The sequence below is a fragment of the Enterococcus crotali genome, assembly GCF_000633635.1.
Taxonomy (GTDB): Bacteria; Bacillota; Bacilli; order Lactobacillales; family Enterococcaceae; genus Enterococcus_L; species Enterococcus_L crotali.
Window position 1 is genome coordinate 253,775 of record NZ_AYPQ01000004.1, and the last position, 15,869, is coordinate 269,643.

A 15,869-nucleotide genomic window follows, 5' to 3' on the forward strand; every position below is an offset into this window, starting at 1 on the left:
CATTATTTATTATGATTACAAAAAAGCCAGTGCGTAAACACTGACTCTTTAGTTGAATATTGACTAAAGCTCGAAAGTGTATAACATCGCCACTATCTTACTTTGGTCGGGCAGATAGTGGTCTTTTTTTGTCTAGCATCACGAACTAACCCTATCGACAAATAGATAAAGTCACACAAAGATAAAAAGCATCTTTGCATGACTTTCCTAATTTGCTTAAGGGCTAAACGAGTTCGCTCTGCTTTTCCGTATCAAAAATAGAAGTGATAAAGAGTTTAATCCCTTCGACAATATAGTAAGCCACAAGCGTGACAACTATTTTCGAAGCGATATCTTTTAACAAATCTTTCAAGGACCGCTTTTCCAATGCATTAAAGCAGGACAAAAGCGATAAAGACATATCTTTATGGCATCAACTCCTTTTTCAGAGCTTCAGCCGTTATTCAACTAGTTATAGTATAACAAATATTAAAGTATTTATGTATTAAATATTTTACTAAAATACACAAGAGCGTCAAGTCTGTTAAGAGAAAAACAGACTTGACGCTCTTTCACTTTTTTTACAGTCCCATCAAAACAGACAGGTGACTCCCTTAAACCCAAACCATCAAGTTGTCTGCCCCTGAATTAATTTTACAGGCAACAGATAATTCTTCTCCAATTTTTTTTCAGGATTTTGTATCCTCTGCAATAAAAGATCAACTAAAATATCTGCATAATCAGCCATTGGTTGAGCAATCGTCGATAATTGGGGAAAATAGTTCTGAACAAATTTTGTCCCATCATAGCCAATGATCTTCAGCTGTTCAGGAACATTTATCTTTAATTGCTGACATTGATTATAGGCAAGAATAGCCGTTAGATCATCTGTACAAAATAAACTGTCAATGTCCTCCGTCTCCAAAATATGCTTGATCTCTAAGTTTTTTAGCGTCGTTGAGCGAGCCGTCGTTTGAATATGAAAAATTTTAGGGGCTAAGTCATGTTCTTCTAAAAAGTTTAAATACCCGTTTAAACGAAAATTTGTTGGGGAGTTTGATTCTTGTGAACCTGTCAAGATCGCGATTTTTCTGGCTCCTCTAACGTATAAGGTCTCAGTCGCTAAATACCCGCCTTGGAAATTGTCACTGCCGATAATGGGAATAGTATTGCCTAAAAAGCGGTCAAAAGAAACAATCGGAAGTTCAACATCCTCATATTCTGTGATCCCTAAGTTGTGCGCACCAGCAATAATGCCATCAACTTTATTTGCAGCAAGCATATTTATATAATGACGTTCTTTTTCCTTATTATTGGCACTATCACACAAAATAACCCGATACCCCAAATCAAAAAGTTTTTGTTCGATTCTTTCCACTAACTCCCCAAAAAAGGGATTCGCAACAGTTGGAAAAATAAGCCCGATTAATTGTGTGTTTTTACCTTGTAGTGAACGAGCTAAAGAGTTTGGTTGGTAATTAAGCTCTTTCATCGCCTGATTTACCTTATCGATTGTTTTTTTGCTTAATGAGCCGTAATTATTAATAACACGGGAAACAGTCGTAGGAGAGACACCAGCTTTTTTTGCTACATCTGTTAATTTGACGACCATACAATTCCATCCTTTATTGGTTAGTTTTCCGCAGTTGCCAAAGTTGTCCTTGATAGTCTCCGTCACACGTTAAATGAAATCCTGTGTGACCTGCTTCTGGGAATGCTCGCATGGTTGCTACTTTTTCACCATCGTTGATGAAGAGTTCAACAACGGAAGAATCGACAAATATTTGTAAATTCAATGGTTTTTGTTCGATAGAAAATGATCGTACAACGCCATAATCTTCTCCAAAAGGAACACCAGCATGACTGCGGTCTATTGTCATTTTACCACGTTGGGAATCAAAATGAATCGTTAATCCTTGATTCTGTTCTTTATCTGCATATAAGGTAAGGGTTCCGGTAGCTAGAGAATCAAATGATAGGGCTAATTCATAATGATTTGTTGCAGTCTCATGATAAGAATCCTTGCTGTTATCAAAATGTATTCCTTCGTCTATGCGTAGTTGTTTCATCTCTGCAACAGGACGTTGGTACAATTTTTTATCCTCTACAATCAGTTCCTTCACGATGCTTAAGCAATGTGCCCATTCCTCTTGATCAGTGGGATAATCAATTTCCGGCAACCCGATCCAGCTGATCGATAATAAGCGCTCGTCGGGTGCTTTAAATGCTTGTGTAGCGTAAACATCAAAGCCTTCATCTAAGTTTTTCAAGCTAGAAGGATTCGTCAAACGGTTTGATTCAGACTGATAAGAATCACCAATGACATACATATTTGGGTAGATATTTTGGTAAGGGCAAACGTCAGGATCTAACCCTTGCGGACAAAAAATAAGTAGAGCGAATTCATCTGTCAAAAGTAAATTGGGGCATTCGATCATAAAACCCATGTCCTGATCAGTAAACTCTAATTCCCCTACACATTGCCAAGAAAGTAAGTCAGAACTTTGATAGGTTAGAATTTTTCCTTTTTCTGCTTCATCTTGCGCTCCGATCGTCATTAGATAGCCAGATTTATAACGAAAAACTTGAGGGTCTCTGAATTCAGACGTATAACCAGCTGGAGGTTCAGCAATCAGCGGCTGTTCGATTTTTTTAATGCTCCCAGATCGATCCATCCAAGCGCCTAATTGATACGAATGGCGAGTCCAATCACTATCACGAACGTTACCTGTATAAGCAAGAAATAACTGGTCAGAAATCGGTAGAGCAGTTCCTGAATAAACGCCATGACTGTCGTATAAGCTGTCTGGGAATACTTTTGTTCCCTCTTCTTTCCAATCAATCAGATTATCAGAGATCATGTGATACCAAGATTTTATACCGTGAACAGGGCCCATCGGATAAGATTGATAAAAAACATGCCACTGATTATTGAAAAAAGAAAAACCATTTGGATCGTTTAATAAACCTGTAGCGGGTTGAATATGATAGCCTAAACGCCAGATTGACGTGTCTATTTTCTGTTTTAGTGAGGCAAGATATTCTGGCTCCCATTTTTCATAGGCTGATAACGTTCTTCTCTAGACCAAACTTTTTTTTCGGACATATATATTCTCCTCGTAAGCGTATTCTCACATATAGTGTAACGATTTAGCGTTATAATGTCAAACGTATAACAATTATTAATCTATTTTAATGAAGGTAAATATGTTTATGCGTTTCAAATTGATATACGTTTGACAATTCATCAGAATCGTGGCATACTTTGTATGTGAAAAAGCGATTACATTTTTGAAACACAATACAGTTTCTTCTATTTTAGTAGCGCTTAAATGACAATTAGGGGGAAAGAAGATGGATTACAAAAAAGTAGCAAAGGAAATCAATGAAGCACTTGGAAAAGACAATATTCAGGCTGCCGCACATTGCGCAACGCGTTTAAGGCTTGTTCTAAAGGATTCAAGTAAAGTGGATCAGAAAGCTTTAGATAATAATGATGCTGTGAAAGGAACGTTTGAAGCCAACGACCAATTTCAAATTATCATCGGTGCTGGCGATGTAAATAATGTATACGATGAACTTATAAAAATCACCAATGTGAAAGAAGCGTCTACCGCTGACCTAAAAGCAGTCGCATCAAATGGTAAAAAAATAATCCTATTATGGCATTTATTAAGGTATTATCTGATATTTTTGTTCCGATTGTCCCAGCATTAGTTGCGGGTGGGTTATTGATGGCATTAAACAATGTCTTGACTGCTCAGGATTTATTTGGTCCTCAATCGGTCGTAGAACTATTTCCGAATGTAAAAGATTTTGCGAGTATCATTAATCTACTAGCTTCCGCACCATTCGCTTTCCTACCTATCTTGGTCGGCTTTTCTGCTACTAAGCGCTTTGGTGGAAATCCTTATTTGGGTGCTGCGATGGCAATGGCGATGGTTATGCCTGATTTAGTTAATGGTTATGGTGTAGCAAATGCGATCGCAGATGGAAGTATGCCTTATTGGCATATTTTCGGAATGGATGTTGCGCAAGCCGGCTATCAAGGTTCTGTGCTGCCTGTATTAGCGGTTTCGTGGATTTTAGCGTCTTTAGAAAAATTTTTCCACAAACGTATTCCCAACGCGTTTGATTTTACATTTACACCAATGCTAGCCATTATTATTACTGGTTTTTTAACATTTATCGTTGTGGGTCCGATGATGAGAATTGTATCAGACGGTCTGACGAATGGACTTGTTTGGTTGTATGATACAACAGGAGCACTCGGCTTAGGTGTCTTCGGTCTATTTTACTCACCGATTGTCATCACGGGCTTGCATCAAAGTTTCCCAGCCATTGAAACGACTCTGTTAGCAGACGTAGCGCGAACTGGCGGATCATTTATTTTCCCAGTCGCTTCTATGGCCAATGTAGGGCAAGGGGCAGCAACGCTTGCCATCATGTTATTAACGAAAAATAAAAAACAAAAAAGCTTAGCAACGTCAGCAAGTATTTCTGCTATGTTAGGTATTACTGAACCAGCGATTTTCGGGGTCAATTTAAAACTTAAATTTCCATTTATTTGTGGCATGATTGCCTCAGCTGTGGCTTGTCTATTTATCGGCGCTTTCCATGTACTTTCAGTAGCGATGGGGCCAGCAAGTGTGATTGGATTTATTTCAATCGCACCAAAATCAATTTCCTATTTCATGATCGGTATCGTTATCAGTATCTGTGTAGGATTCGTGACAACGTACGCATACGGAAAACGTCATATGGAGGTTTTTGTAGGCGATGATGAATCAGCTGGAGAAGTTGCCGTTGAAATCAATGAAGATCCTGAAGCAAATGCAGCGTCTGTTCAAGATGAAGTGTTGGCAGCGCCCGTAAGTGGTACTCCTATTTCACTAAAAAAAGTAAATGATCCTGTATTTGCACAAGAAATGATGGGAAAAGGGATTGCAGTGATTCCAGAAGAAGGCACTATTTATGCACCTGCTGATGGAGAATTAACTGTTGTTTATGATTCGAAACATGCGTATGGACTTAAAACGACGAATGGTGCAGAGGTATTGATCCATATCGGAATCGACACAGTCGGATTAAAAGGCGAAGGCTTTGAAACAACTAGAAAATACGGTGAATTAGTAAAAAAAGGAGATATTTTAGGGACAGTTGATTTAGAGAAGCTTAAACAAGCTGGTTTAGATAGCACCGTAATGATGATTATTACAAATACGGATGCCTATGCTGCTGTCGAAGCGATTGATCTACCAAAAGTGGATGGAGGCCAAGATCTATTGGCGGTAAGTGCACATTATGAAAACTAATTGGTGGAAGAAAGCCACGATCTATCAAATTTATCCACGCAGTTTTCAAGATACAAACGCTGATGGTATTGGGGACATAAAAGGGATTATCCAGCGTTTGGATTATCTGGCCTTACTAGGAATAGAGGCGATTTGGCTCAGTCCTGTTTATCAATCACCCAATGAAGATAATGGCTACGATATTAGTGATTATGAAGCGATTGGCTCAGAGTATGGCACCATGGAAGATATGGATAATCTGATTGCTGAAGCACAAAAAAGAAACATCAAGATTATTATGGATTTGGTCGTGAATCATACGTCATCAGAACATCCGTGGTTTCAGTCCGCACTGCAAAATCCTGCGAGTGAGTATCATGATTTTTATATCTGGAGAAAAGGAAACGAACGTGAAAAACCCAATGAACTTCAATCAAATTTTGGTGGTTCTGCGTGGACTTTTGTCCCGACGCTCGGGGAATATTATTTTCATTTACATGCGAAAGAACAGCCTGATTTGAATTGGGAAAATCCTGTGATGCGTCAAGAAATTTATCGTATGATGAATTATTGGATTGAAAAAGGCGTTGGCGGTTTTCGTTTAGACGTTATTGATTTGATAGGAAAAGAACCAGATCAGTTGATTACTAAAAACGGACCAAAGCTGCATGAACTTTTACAAGAAATGAATCAAAACACATTTGGAGACTATGACTTAGTTACAGTCGGTGAAACATGGGGTGCAACACCAGAAATCGCTCAGCTTTATTCTGATGAGAACCGAGAAGAGTTATCAATGGTTTTTCAATTTGAACACATCAATTTAGATAAGCAAACAGGCAAAAGAAAATGGGATATCAAAAAATTAGATCCTAAAGAATTGCATCAAGTGTTTTCTAAATGGCAAACAGAATTAGCGGGAAAAGGGTGGAACTCGCTATTCTGGAATAATCATGATCTACCTCGAATCATCTCTCGCTGGGGAAATGATCAGGAGTATCGAGTGATCAGTGGGAAAATGCTAGCCATCTACCTTTATTTTCTTCAAGGAACACCTTATATTTATCAGGGAGAAGAAATCGGCATGATCAATTATCCGATTCAGACGATTGACGAGGTTGATGATATAGAAAGTCGCAGAATGTATGATGAGCGTATCAATCTGGTTATACGGAAGAAGAGATCATAGCGTCAATCAATGCAAAAGGACGTGATAACGCACGTCACCCGATGCAGTGGGATAGTTCTGACCAAGCTGGTTTTACAAAAGGGATTCCTTGGCTTCCAGTAGGAAACTCAAATGAGATCAATGTGGAAGCAGCGTTAAATGATCCAAACTCTTTATTTTATACGTATCAAAAACTGATTCAGCTTCGTAAAGAAATGCCGATTATCATAGAAGGAACATTTGAGAGCATTCCGACTGAGGATGTAACAGTTTTAGCCTATATTCGCGAATATCAAGGTGAAAAGTTACTTGTTGTCGTTAATTTCTCTGATCAGCCAGCACATTTTGCATTAGAAAAAACACGAGTGATAAAAGAGATGCTCATCCATAATTATGATAAAGAGATTACAGATGAACTACTAGCTTATGAAACGTATGCAGTATCTCTAAAATAAGCAAGAGAGAAAAAGTATATAGCTCAGAAAAATAGACCAACGTTTACAAGGAGTAGAAGAGGATTCTTGTAAATGAAGGCTTATTTTTCTGAGCTGTTTTGGTTCTGAAAGTTTATTATAGAGACTATTTAGTTAGTTCATCTAGCACAGTCCAATGTTTGTAAAAGCATTGGAAATCGCCTTTTATTCTTGGAACCAATACGCCGGCATGATTTAATTCACTACCGCTGTATATATTTCCCGTTTCCGTGTCTTTGTAGTGTGCAGATGCGTCTAAATAGTTTGTCTTTACATATTGAACAGGTTGAGCAGGTTGTGCAAGGCCATTGGAGTAAACAAGTAATGCCTCTGTTTCATTTTTAAATAACCACGCTGTAGCATAAGTGGAATCAATTTCTTTGATTCGATAGAATTGCCCAAATTGCAATAATCTTCGATGCTTTTTATAAAAAGTAATTTGCTCCTTTATTTCTGCTAACGCTTGTGGAGACTGTTTTTCTATTGCTAGTTCATAACCGAAATTCCCACTCATTGCAATTAGGAATCGGCTTTCTAATGGTGTATTTCTGCCTACTTGATGGTTAGGGCTATCTGAAACATGCGCACCCATCATGATAGGTGGATAAAGATAGCTATATCCGTATTGAATTTTTGTTCGACATAACGCATCGGTGTTATCACTTGTCCATGTTTGAGGCATATAAGCGACCATTCCAGGATCAAATCGTCCTCCGCCGCTCGAACAATTTTCAAATAATACGTGTGGAAATTGTTTTGTTATTTCAGATAAAATGTGATACAACCCTAAAACATACCGATGACTCACTTCTTTTTGTTGATCATTCGGCAAAATAAAACTGCCAACTTCAGTCAAGTGTCGATTCATATCCCATTTTATATAATCGATTTTATTTGAAGAAAGATAATCGCTTAGTACCTGAATAAGATAATCTTGAACTTGGGGCAAACTTAAATTTAAAACAAGTTGTTGTCTTCCTTGCGTTTGAGGATAGTCAGGTACTTGTAAACTCCATTCAGGATGTGCCTCAAATAGACGACTTTTCACAGAAATCATTTCTGGTTCAAACCACAAACCAAATTTCATATTCTGTTGATGTAGAATATCTGCAACATGTTCAACGCCATTGGGCAGTTTGGTTTTATTGACAACCCAATCACCTAAGGACGTGGTATCATCTTCTCGTTGACCAAACCAACCATCATCTAAAACAAACAATTCAATCCCTAACTCCTGTGCTTGTTTTGCTTGGCTAATTAAGTCCTCTTCTGTAAAGTCAAAATAATTTCCTTCCCATGAATTAAGTAGAATTGGTCGCTCTTGTTCTTGCCAATATTCAGGTATTAAATAATTTTGATACAGTTTATGAAATGTTTGAGACAGTTGGTTAAATCCCTGATCACTAAAATTTAGCACGACTTCTGGTGTTTGAAAACTTGATTCAGGCATCAATTTCCACTCAAAAGTTTCGGGATTGATTCCCATCTGAATACGTGTGCTACCATATTGCTCTACCTCGGCTTGGGCAACAAAATTCCCGCTGTAAATAAAATGAAATCCATAAACCTGACCTTGCTCTTCATTTGTATAGCGATCGGCAAGTCCTAAAAACGGATGATGCTGTGGACTGCTCGTTCCTCTAGTCGAACTTATTTTTTGAATACCTGGATGAAGTGGTTGCCGATGTATTGTCGCCTCATTCGTATGTGAACCATTAAGTGTTAATAGATCAAAATCAGAACGTGGTAAATCTAGCAACATGGAGCCTGCATTTTCCAAATAAATAGCCTGTGATCCATTATTTCGATAGTCAACATTGCGCGTAATAATTGGGAGATCGTCATAAATTGTATACCGAAGAACCATTTCAAGAGATTGGATAGGATCGATAAGATAGATTTCTAACGTTTGCTGTGTTTCTCCACGTAATGAAGGTAACTCTTTTAAAGGACACTTACCTTGCAAAATTTCAAAGCGATCATACACAAAATCTGTGATCCGAAAACCATCTGAATTTCGAAATTGATAATTACCCACCCGATAATCCAAACTTCCTTGTGTGCTCGTTTCAAGAGGCAATGTGTTTAAAGAAAATGTTCGTTCTTCACTGATCGGATTTGTAGCAAAACCACGATCGATATGCTGTAACTGGTTGACTTGATGATAGCTGTTTAAATACGGGCCAAAATATCTATGGGTAAGATATTTTTCTTTTTCGATACCTATAATATAACTTATTGTATTGTTGCTTAGATGGAAAATATTTTGCGAATCATCAAAATAGATAGTCATATAAGTCATTCCTTTTCGTTTATTATATACATAGTATCGAGTATAATAGGAATCAACAAGACGAAATAATTTCAAGGAGGGTAATAAATTGCAAAATTTCGTTCGTCAATTCCATTATACGGATGATCACCATTTGCCGATTATTCGTGGAGTTGGTATAGGTGAGGGGAGTACTACTTATAATTGGGATGCTCGTGTGCGAAAAGAGCAACTGATAGTTTTGCAGGTAACATTAACGGGTGAAGGTTTCTTGGAAATGGGAGGGAGAACAATTGCTCTTAGGGAGAACAACGCTTTCTTTGCTAAAATACCTGGGAATTATCGCTATTTTGGTAAGGAGTGGCGTTTTTTATTTATCGAATTTTCTACTATAATGACGCAGTGGCTGGATACATCGATTTCTATTATAGAATTATCAATGGATTTGATTGAAAGACTTAGAAGTGTTGTGCTCGATTTGAAAAATCGTGAGTTGAGTGCAGTACAAAATGCTAAAATAGCATTTGCTCTTTTTTGGATATTAAGGAAGCGATCCAGAAAGAAATTCAAGAAAAAACGGATGGAATTCAGGCAGTAAAAAAATATATTGATGCCCATTATTTTGAAGATATAAGTTTAGATTTACTATCTGAAAGGTACATGTTGTCAAAGTATACACTGATTCGTCAGTTTGAAGAAGTCTATAAAACATCACCTATCCACTATTTAAAACAAGTACGAATTATTCAGTCTCTGTCTTTATTATGGGAAGAAGAAACAATTGGTCAAGTCGCAAAAAAAGTTGGGTTTTCAACAGGAAATTATTTTAGTAAAGTGTTTAAAAAGGAGATGGGCATGTCTCCAAGTGAGTACAGAAATCAAAAAGAAATTTATCTTCCACGATAATCAGCGAATCGGAAAGTGAAGGCTGTAAAGTTAAGTTGCAGTGAATAATTTCCTTATTTTTTCATAAATAAAGTAATTTTTACCAAAAAGAAATGCAAATTTCCTAAACTTTCGCTATAATAAAGAAAATAACCAAAACAGGAAGTGTAAACGAACCATGAAAAAAGCAGACCGACAACGCTTGATCAAACAACTGATCACAGAAAATGAAATAGAAACCCAAGACGATCTGATTGCACGTCTTGAACAATCTGGTGTCAAAGCAACCCAAGCCACTGTTTCCAGAGATGTGCGCGAAATGAGCATTGTTAAAACTCATGGCTCTGATGGTCGGGTGAAGTATGCTTTATTTTCGCAACAACAAGCATCCAGCAGTGAGGAAAAACTAAAAGAATCCGTGAAAGATTCAGTGATTCGCATGGAACGTGTCCAATTTATGGTGATCGTTCATACAGATATGGGCGCAGCTGATGTCGTGACTAATTTTTTAGATGAAGTCAGTTATGAAGAAATTGCAGGAACTGTAGCAGGAGTGGATACAATCATTATCATTGCTCGTTCAGAAGATGACGCGAAAACTGTCATTGAGCGTTTTGAAGCGATGATGAATTAAACATAACCAATCAAAAAATGAAGGGAGATTTGGTTACATGGAATTGAAAGCGTTACAAAACGGGTCAGACATAAGAGGGATTGCGGTAGATCGTGAAGAAAAAACAGCGAACTTAACACCAGCGCAAGTCGGGAAAATTGCAGTAGGGATGGTTCATTGGCTTCGTGACGAGAACAACTTAGCTGAAAAGCATCAAGCAGGAAAAGTAACAATCGGTATCGGTCATGATAGCCGGATCTCGGCAGATAGCTTAAAACAAGCATTGGTCGATAGTTTCGTTGAGCAAAACATAGACGTCTTGGATTTTGGTTTAGCCACAACGCCAGCCATGTTTATGGCTACGCAATTTCCACAATATGATTGTGATGCAGCGATTATGATCACAGCTAGCCACTTGCCATATTATTTTAATGGCTTAAAGCTGTTCACTAAATCTGGCGGTGCCGAAAAAACGGATATTGCCTACATTTTAGAACACGCTGAAAAACCTGCACTTGAAGCGAAAGGGACTGTAACCAAAACCTCGATTTTAGATGATTATTCCGCTGATTTAACGGAGAAAATTCGTCAAGGCATGAAAACAACAGAAGAAAAACCTTTATCTGGTTTTCATATTATAGTCGATGCTGGGAATGGCGCAGGTGGTTTCTTTGCTGAAAAGGTCTTAGCCCAACTTGGTGCAGATATTACAGGTTCACAATTTTTAGAACCTGACGGTATGTTCCCTAATCATATTCCAAACCCTGATAATAAAGAAGCCATGGCAAGTATCCAACAGGCTGTCTTGAAAAATAAAGCCGATTTAGGCGTGATTTTTGATACGGACGTGGATCGCTCAGCAGTGGTAGATGCATCAGGTGAAGTCATCAACCGAAATAACTTGATTGCTGTCTTAGCGACGATCGTTTTAGCTGAATATCCAGGCAGCAGTATTGTGACAAATTCACCGACATCTAGTCATTTGAAGGTGTTTATCGAATCAAAAGGTGGCAAGCAAGTACGCTATATTTCTGGTTATCGTAATGTAATCAATAAAATGATTGAACTAAACGATGAAGGAATCAATACCCAACTAGCAATCGAAACAAGCGGTCATGCAGCCTTTAAGGAAAACTATTATTTAGATGATGGGGCGTACGTTATCGCAAAAATCCTAATGTTGCTACCTAAATTAAAGCAAGAAGGCTCAACATTAGGTGACTTGATCAAATCGTTAAAACAACCGGCAGAAACGAAAGAATTACGCTTTGAAATTCTAGCAGAAAATGTTCGTGAGTATGGCGAACAAGTGATTCGAGATTTAGACGGTTTTGTCGGGAGTCAACAAGGCATGAAAATAGATCCTGAAAATCATGAGGGCATTCGAATAAATGTTTATGATGAATATGGCAGTGGGTGGTTTTTACTGCGAATGAGTTTACATGAACCACTATTAGTTTTACAAGTGGAAAATGATCAAGTTGGAATGAATCAAAAAGTGTTAGATGACTTGACTGATTTCTTTGCAGAATATAAACAGTTGGATTTGACGAAATTGACAAGATAGTAGTAGCTGGAAATCCCCCAGGTTACTTATCTTGTGCTTATGACTTTCTTAAGATATTCTAGTTCTTTCCTATATAATTTGATACAATTTGGTTTAAAGTATCAAAAAAGGAGTAAAAACATGAAATATTTGAAAAAAATAAGTTTGTTGGGAGTTCTTGTTTTATTTCTATTAGTAGTTGCTGCGTGTGGGTCATCTACCATTAGTGAAGTTGGTAGCGGTCAGGGAAGAAAAGATCAAACTCCTCTGATAAATGAACAGACGGGTGAAACCATCACAAGTACTTCTGGTAAAATTGGAGATTACGAAGTAACGATTTACGATGATTACGAAGTTCTTGAGTATTTTGATGACTCCAATATTATTGTAGTTACCTATGACTTTACAAATAATAGTAAAGAAAACAATACTTTCTCGTCTGCAATATCGGATAAAGTTTTTCAAAGTGGTATTAGAATACACTCGGCACTTTTGACGTATTTTTTAGATGCAAAAAAATTTAAAGGTGACATCACGGAAATACAACCAGGAGCTACCATTACACTTCGTAAAGCCTATAAAATAAGAGATACGACGTCTCCAGTCACAATTGAAATTGAAGGATATGAATCCTCCGATACGACGAAAATAACAAAAGAATTCAACTTACAATAGAATAAAATAAGAAGCTAGGAAAGAACAAAACATTCTCTCCTAGCTTCTTTAACTTACCATAACCCTGGCTCAGCAGTTGCTACAATCGCTTCTCCTGTAAATGGATGAATCAGATGCAGTTCATATGCATGAAGCATCAAGCGCCCGACAGGCTTTGGATGATACAAAGGATCACCAATGATCGGGTGCCCAATACTTGCTAAATGCACACGAATTTGATGGGTTCTCCCGGTTTCCAAAATGCAATAAACGGTTGTTTGATTTGTCTTTTTCAGATAAGAGGTAACGTCAACATGCGTCACAGCCATATCTCCACGTCGTTCATCAACCACACGTTTTCGACGATCATGCCGATCACGCCCGATTTTTTTACGAATGGTCAAAGACTCTTTTAGATCACCTGAAACCACTGCTTGATAACGCCGATAGATTTGCTTACTTTCCAATAATCGACCTAAAATCGGCAATACAAAAGGATTTTTAGCAAATAAAATCGCACCACTGGTTTCTTTATCTAAACGATGAACAACATAGGGGATCTGGTTTTTAGGCGCTAAGTAAGCTGCTAGATGATTAAGGAGTGTATCATGTTCATCTGGTTGATTTGGATGAGTTTTTATTCCAATTGGTTTATTCAAAATAATCAAATGTTCATCTTCAAAGAGCACCTCAACCGCAGGCTCATCTGCTAAAAGAATCATAGGTGTCGGATAGTCCTCTGATTCAAACTGTAGAGTAATAATATCGCCACTTTTTACAGGGAAATGAAATAAAGCTGTCTCACCATTGATCGAAACATTTTTCCGAGTTCGTAAAAAGTGTCGTACTTTGCGAGGAACAAGCCATTCATGTTCAAGCAATTCTCGAACCGTTTTCTCTTTAAAATTTTTTGGTAATTGGATGGATAATTCCATGTGTTTTCCACCTTTTCAATAGCGTTCTCTCTTAGTTTAACAAATGGAAGGATAAGTTCAAGTAGTTAGCTGGAATTAAAGATAGAGGTAAGAATGAAGTTATGTTTTTTGAAGAACTAGAAGAAAAAATTAATGTTTCACAGGATACAAACTATATCACTTGCTATCGAGTTTAATTTTTTTCATGATTCACAGCAATTTACAAGTAAGGAAAGTTTTAGGGAAGTTTATTGTTTTGGTCGGCGTAGTACTTCAATTCTTAGGGCGTTAGCACTTAAAGATTGATGCAATCGAAATGAAGTGGAGTGATTCACAAGTAATGAAACTTCGCTCACTGTGTTCGCCAAGTACTGTTCATCATCTACTCTGGCGAAGCCAATCGTAGTGATTCACAGCAAATACCCACTCTTTGGGGAAGAGTGGGAAAGGAGTTAAAAATGAAAAAGTGTTTTGTTAGGGTTGTTTGTTGGTATACATATATAATACAAATCAAATATGAATTTTTTGTGCATTAATTTAACTGAAACTGTAAAGCTTTTCTAAAGAAGTGTTTAAGATTCAAACCAAAACCCTTGCTAGTTGCCCGTCATCGTATTGATCAAACGTTTTGTCCAGCTAAAATCGGTTTTTGTGATCGTATCATCTCCAAATTGTTTGCCATCCCGATCAATCGCATAGACAAACATCCCGCCTTTTTGACCATCTTTTGGATTCCATTTTGCATAAGAATAGGCACGGCTTGTTTCATAAGGTTCTACAGTATCATTCCAACGATTATGATCTTGTTCTTCAGGGAAAGAAATCCCTGGAAGGAACTGTTGCGGTGTGATCGATGTTTTATACGTATTCCACGTATTATCTAAAGAAGATGCTGAACGACCATATGCTTGGACAAATAAATAGTCAAAGTAAGACGCTGTTTTTTTAAATAAAGAGTGATTATCTTTATTTGTGTCATAAATCAGCAACTTCCCAGTATTAGAATTTGGACCTAATTTTTTGGACAACGCGTTGAACGTACCTACAGCCATTTCTTCTTGTTTAGCAGTCAAACTGGATTCCATATCAACATCTAGACCGTCCAAGTTCCATGGTGTTAAATAAGTATCAATCAGCTGTTGTGCATAATTATCATACTCAGCTGTTGTTGGTGTAGTACCTGCATGAGGGACATTCCAAACTTCTCTGATATCGATCGTACGAATCACGCGAGTTCCTCGAGCGTGTAAGGTAGGTACATAAGTATCTTTCAACGTATCCCAAAATTTCTGTTGATCAGTACCAGGATTCACATAATGGAAAACAGAGACAATATCTACACCTTCGGGAATATCGGTCATCGCAGTAACGTTTTGATCAGGTAAGGTAGAGTTTGCATCGTGAGGCATTGTAACGTCTCGCCAAGTACGATAGTAAGCCATCATGATCGGATCTTTTGAATTTGCCTGAGCGGCAGTAGAATGAGTTGGCAATAGGCTAAAACTTAGTAAAAAGAAAATTGGAATAAGTAAAAATGATCGTTTTTTAGACATAAAAATTCTCCTCTTCTATTTTTTTGTAAAGCGGTTACATTTAAAAAAAGTGTAGCATAGAAAATTCTATAATAACAATTAGTGAGGCCGTAATAAATGATCTAGGTAGAGATTTCAAGTCTGGAAGAATTAGTTGAAAATGTTATCAGAATAAAAAAGACCCACTCTTTGGGGAAGAGTGGGAAAAAGGAGTTAAAAAATGAAAAAGTGTTTTGTTAGGGTTGTTTGTTGGTATACTTATATAATAGAGGGGAAATATGAATTTTTTATGATAAAACCTTTTTTAAATTGGCACTTTTTTATTATGAAAGTAAGAATTTATACCTCAAATAGCTAGTTTATCAAAGAAGAGCAGCGATTTCTTGATGTATTCTTAACCTTTTCTACATAAAAATAAAAGAAAAGCATGGTAAAATAGGCAAAACAAAATCTATGTGTATTATTCATGCTAAAGCCGTATGAATAATAGCAATAATTTATGTTAAAATGGCTTAGAAACTTTTATATAAAGAGGGAGC

At 37.3% G+C, this 15,869-nt stretch carries 9 protein-coding genes and 3 pseudogenes; 7 read left to right on the forward strand and 5 right to left on the reverse strand.

Translation table 11 applies throughout. The annotated features are described in order from the left end of the window. Positions 1-607 precede the first annotated feature (607 nt). Both V192_RS0111450 and V192_RS20040 read right to left on the reverse strand, forming a co-directional pair. Positions 608-1,591: a LacI family DNA-binding transcriptional regulator gene (locus V192_RS0111450; protein ID WP_025871866.1), complete on the reverse strand. Its 984-nt coding sequence runs from the start codon at positions 1,589-1,591 to the stop codon at positions 608-610. Positions 1,592-1,604: 13 nt separating this feature from the next. Then, positions 1,605-3,085: pseudogene (locus tag V192_RS20040) on the reverse strand (sucrose-6-phosphate hydrolase). A 248-nt stretch (positions 3,086-3,333) separates the two neighbouring features. Here V192_RS20040 and V192_RS20045 point away from each other — a divergent pair. Both V192_RS20045 and V192_RS20050 read left to right on the forward strand, forming a co-directional pair. Further along, positions 3,334-5,294, forward strand: a pseudogene (locus V192_RS20045) (sucrose-specific PTS transporter subunit IIBC). Beyond that, positions 5,284-6,896: pseudogene (locus tag V192_RS20050) on the forward strand (glycoside hydrolase family 13 protein). The pseudogenes V192_RS20045 and V192_RS20050 overlap by 11 nt, the downstream one beginning before the upstream one ends. A 124-nt stretch (positions 6,897-7,020) precedes the next feature. Here V192_RS20050 and V192_RS0111470 read toward each other — a convergent pair. Next, entirely contained in the window at positions 7,021-9,207 is a 2,187-nt protein-coding gene (locus V192_RS0111470; RefSeq protein ID WP_025871868.1) for an alpha-galactosidase, read from the reverse strand. 88 nt (positions 9,208-9,295) lie between these two features. Here V192_RS0111470 and V192_RS22240 point away from each other — a divergent pair, with 88 nt between their 5' ends. The 5 genes from V192_RS22240 to V192_RS0111490 all read left to right on the forward strand — a co-directional run bounded on the left by V192_RS22240 (position 9,296) and on the right by V192_RS0111490 (position 12,905). Further along, entirely contained in the window at positions 9,296-9,784 is a 489-nt protein-coding gene (locus V192_RS22240; RefSeq protein WP_239644657.1) for a hypothetical protein, read from the forward strand. A gap of 65 nt (positions 9,785-9,849) precedes the next feature. Continuing rightward, complete coding sequence (locus tag V192_RS22245; protein WP_239644658.1) at positions 9,850-10,092, forward strand: helix-turn-helix domain-containing protein; 243 nt, start codon at positions 9,850-9,852, stop codon at positions 10,090-10,092. A 157-nt stretch (positions 10,093-10,249) separates the two neighbouring features. Further along, a complete protein-coding gene (gene argR, locus V192_RS0111480; RefSeq protein WP_025871871.1) occupies positions 10,250-10,705 on the forward strand; it encodes an arginine repressor in 456 nt (151 codons plus the stop codon). A 37-nt stretch (positions 10,706-10,742) separates the two neighbouring features. After that, the gene (locus V192_RS0111485; RefSeq protein ID WP_025871873.1) at positions 10,743-12,251 is read left to right on the forward strand and encodes a phosphohexomutase domain-containing protein; all 1,509 of its coding nucleotides are present in this window, start codon (positions 10,743-10,745) and stop codon (positions 12,249-12,251) included. A 120-nt stretch (positions 12,252-12,371) separates the two neighbouring features. Next, the gene (locus V192_RS0111490; protein WP_025871875.1) at positions 12,372-12,905 is read left to right on the forward strand and encodes a DUF5067 domain-containing protein; all 534 of its coding nucleotides are present in this window, start codon (positions 12,372-12,374) and stop codon (positions 12,903-12,905) included. Between the two features lie 53 nt (positions 12,906-12,958). Here V192_RS0111490 and V192_RS0111495 read toward each other — a convergent pair whose 3' ends face one another. Together V192_RS0111495 and V192_RS0111500 are read right to left on the reverse strand one after the other, a co-directional pair. Beyond that, positions 12,959-13,819 carry an RluA family pseudouridine synthase gene (locus tag V192_RS0111495; RefSeq protein WP_035011306.1) on the reverse strand — a complete coding sequence of 287 codons (861 nt, stop codon included), beginning with the start codon at positions 13,817-13,819 and terminating at the stop codon, positions 12,959-12,961. Positions 13,820-14,394: 575 nt separating this feature from the next. Beyond that, positions 14,395-15,351 (reverse strand): endo-beta-N-acetylglucosaminidase family protein, encoded by a 957-nt coding sequence (locus V192_RS0111500; protein WP_025871879.1) that lies wholly within the window; start codon positions 15,349-15,351, stop codon positions 14,395-14,397. Positions 15,352-15,869: the final 518 nt, after the last annotated feature.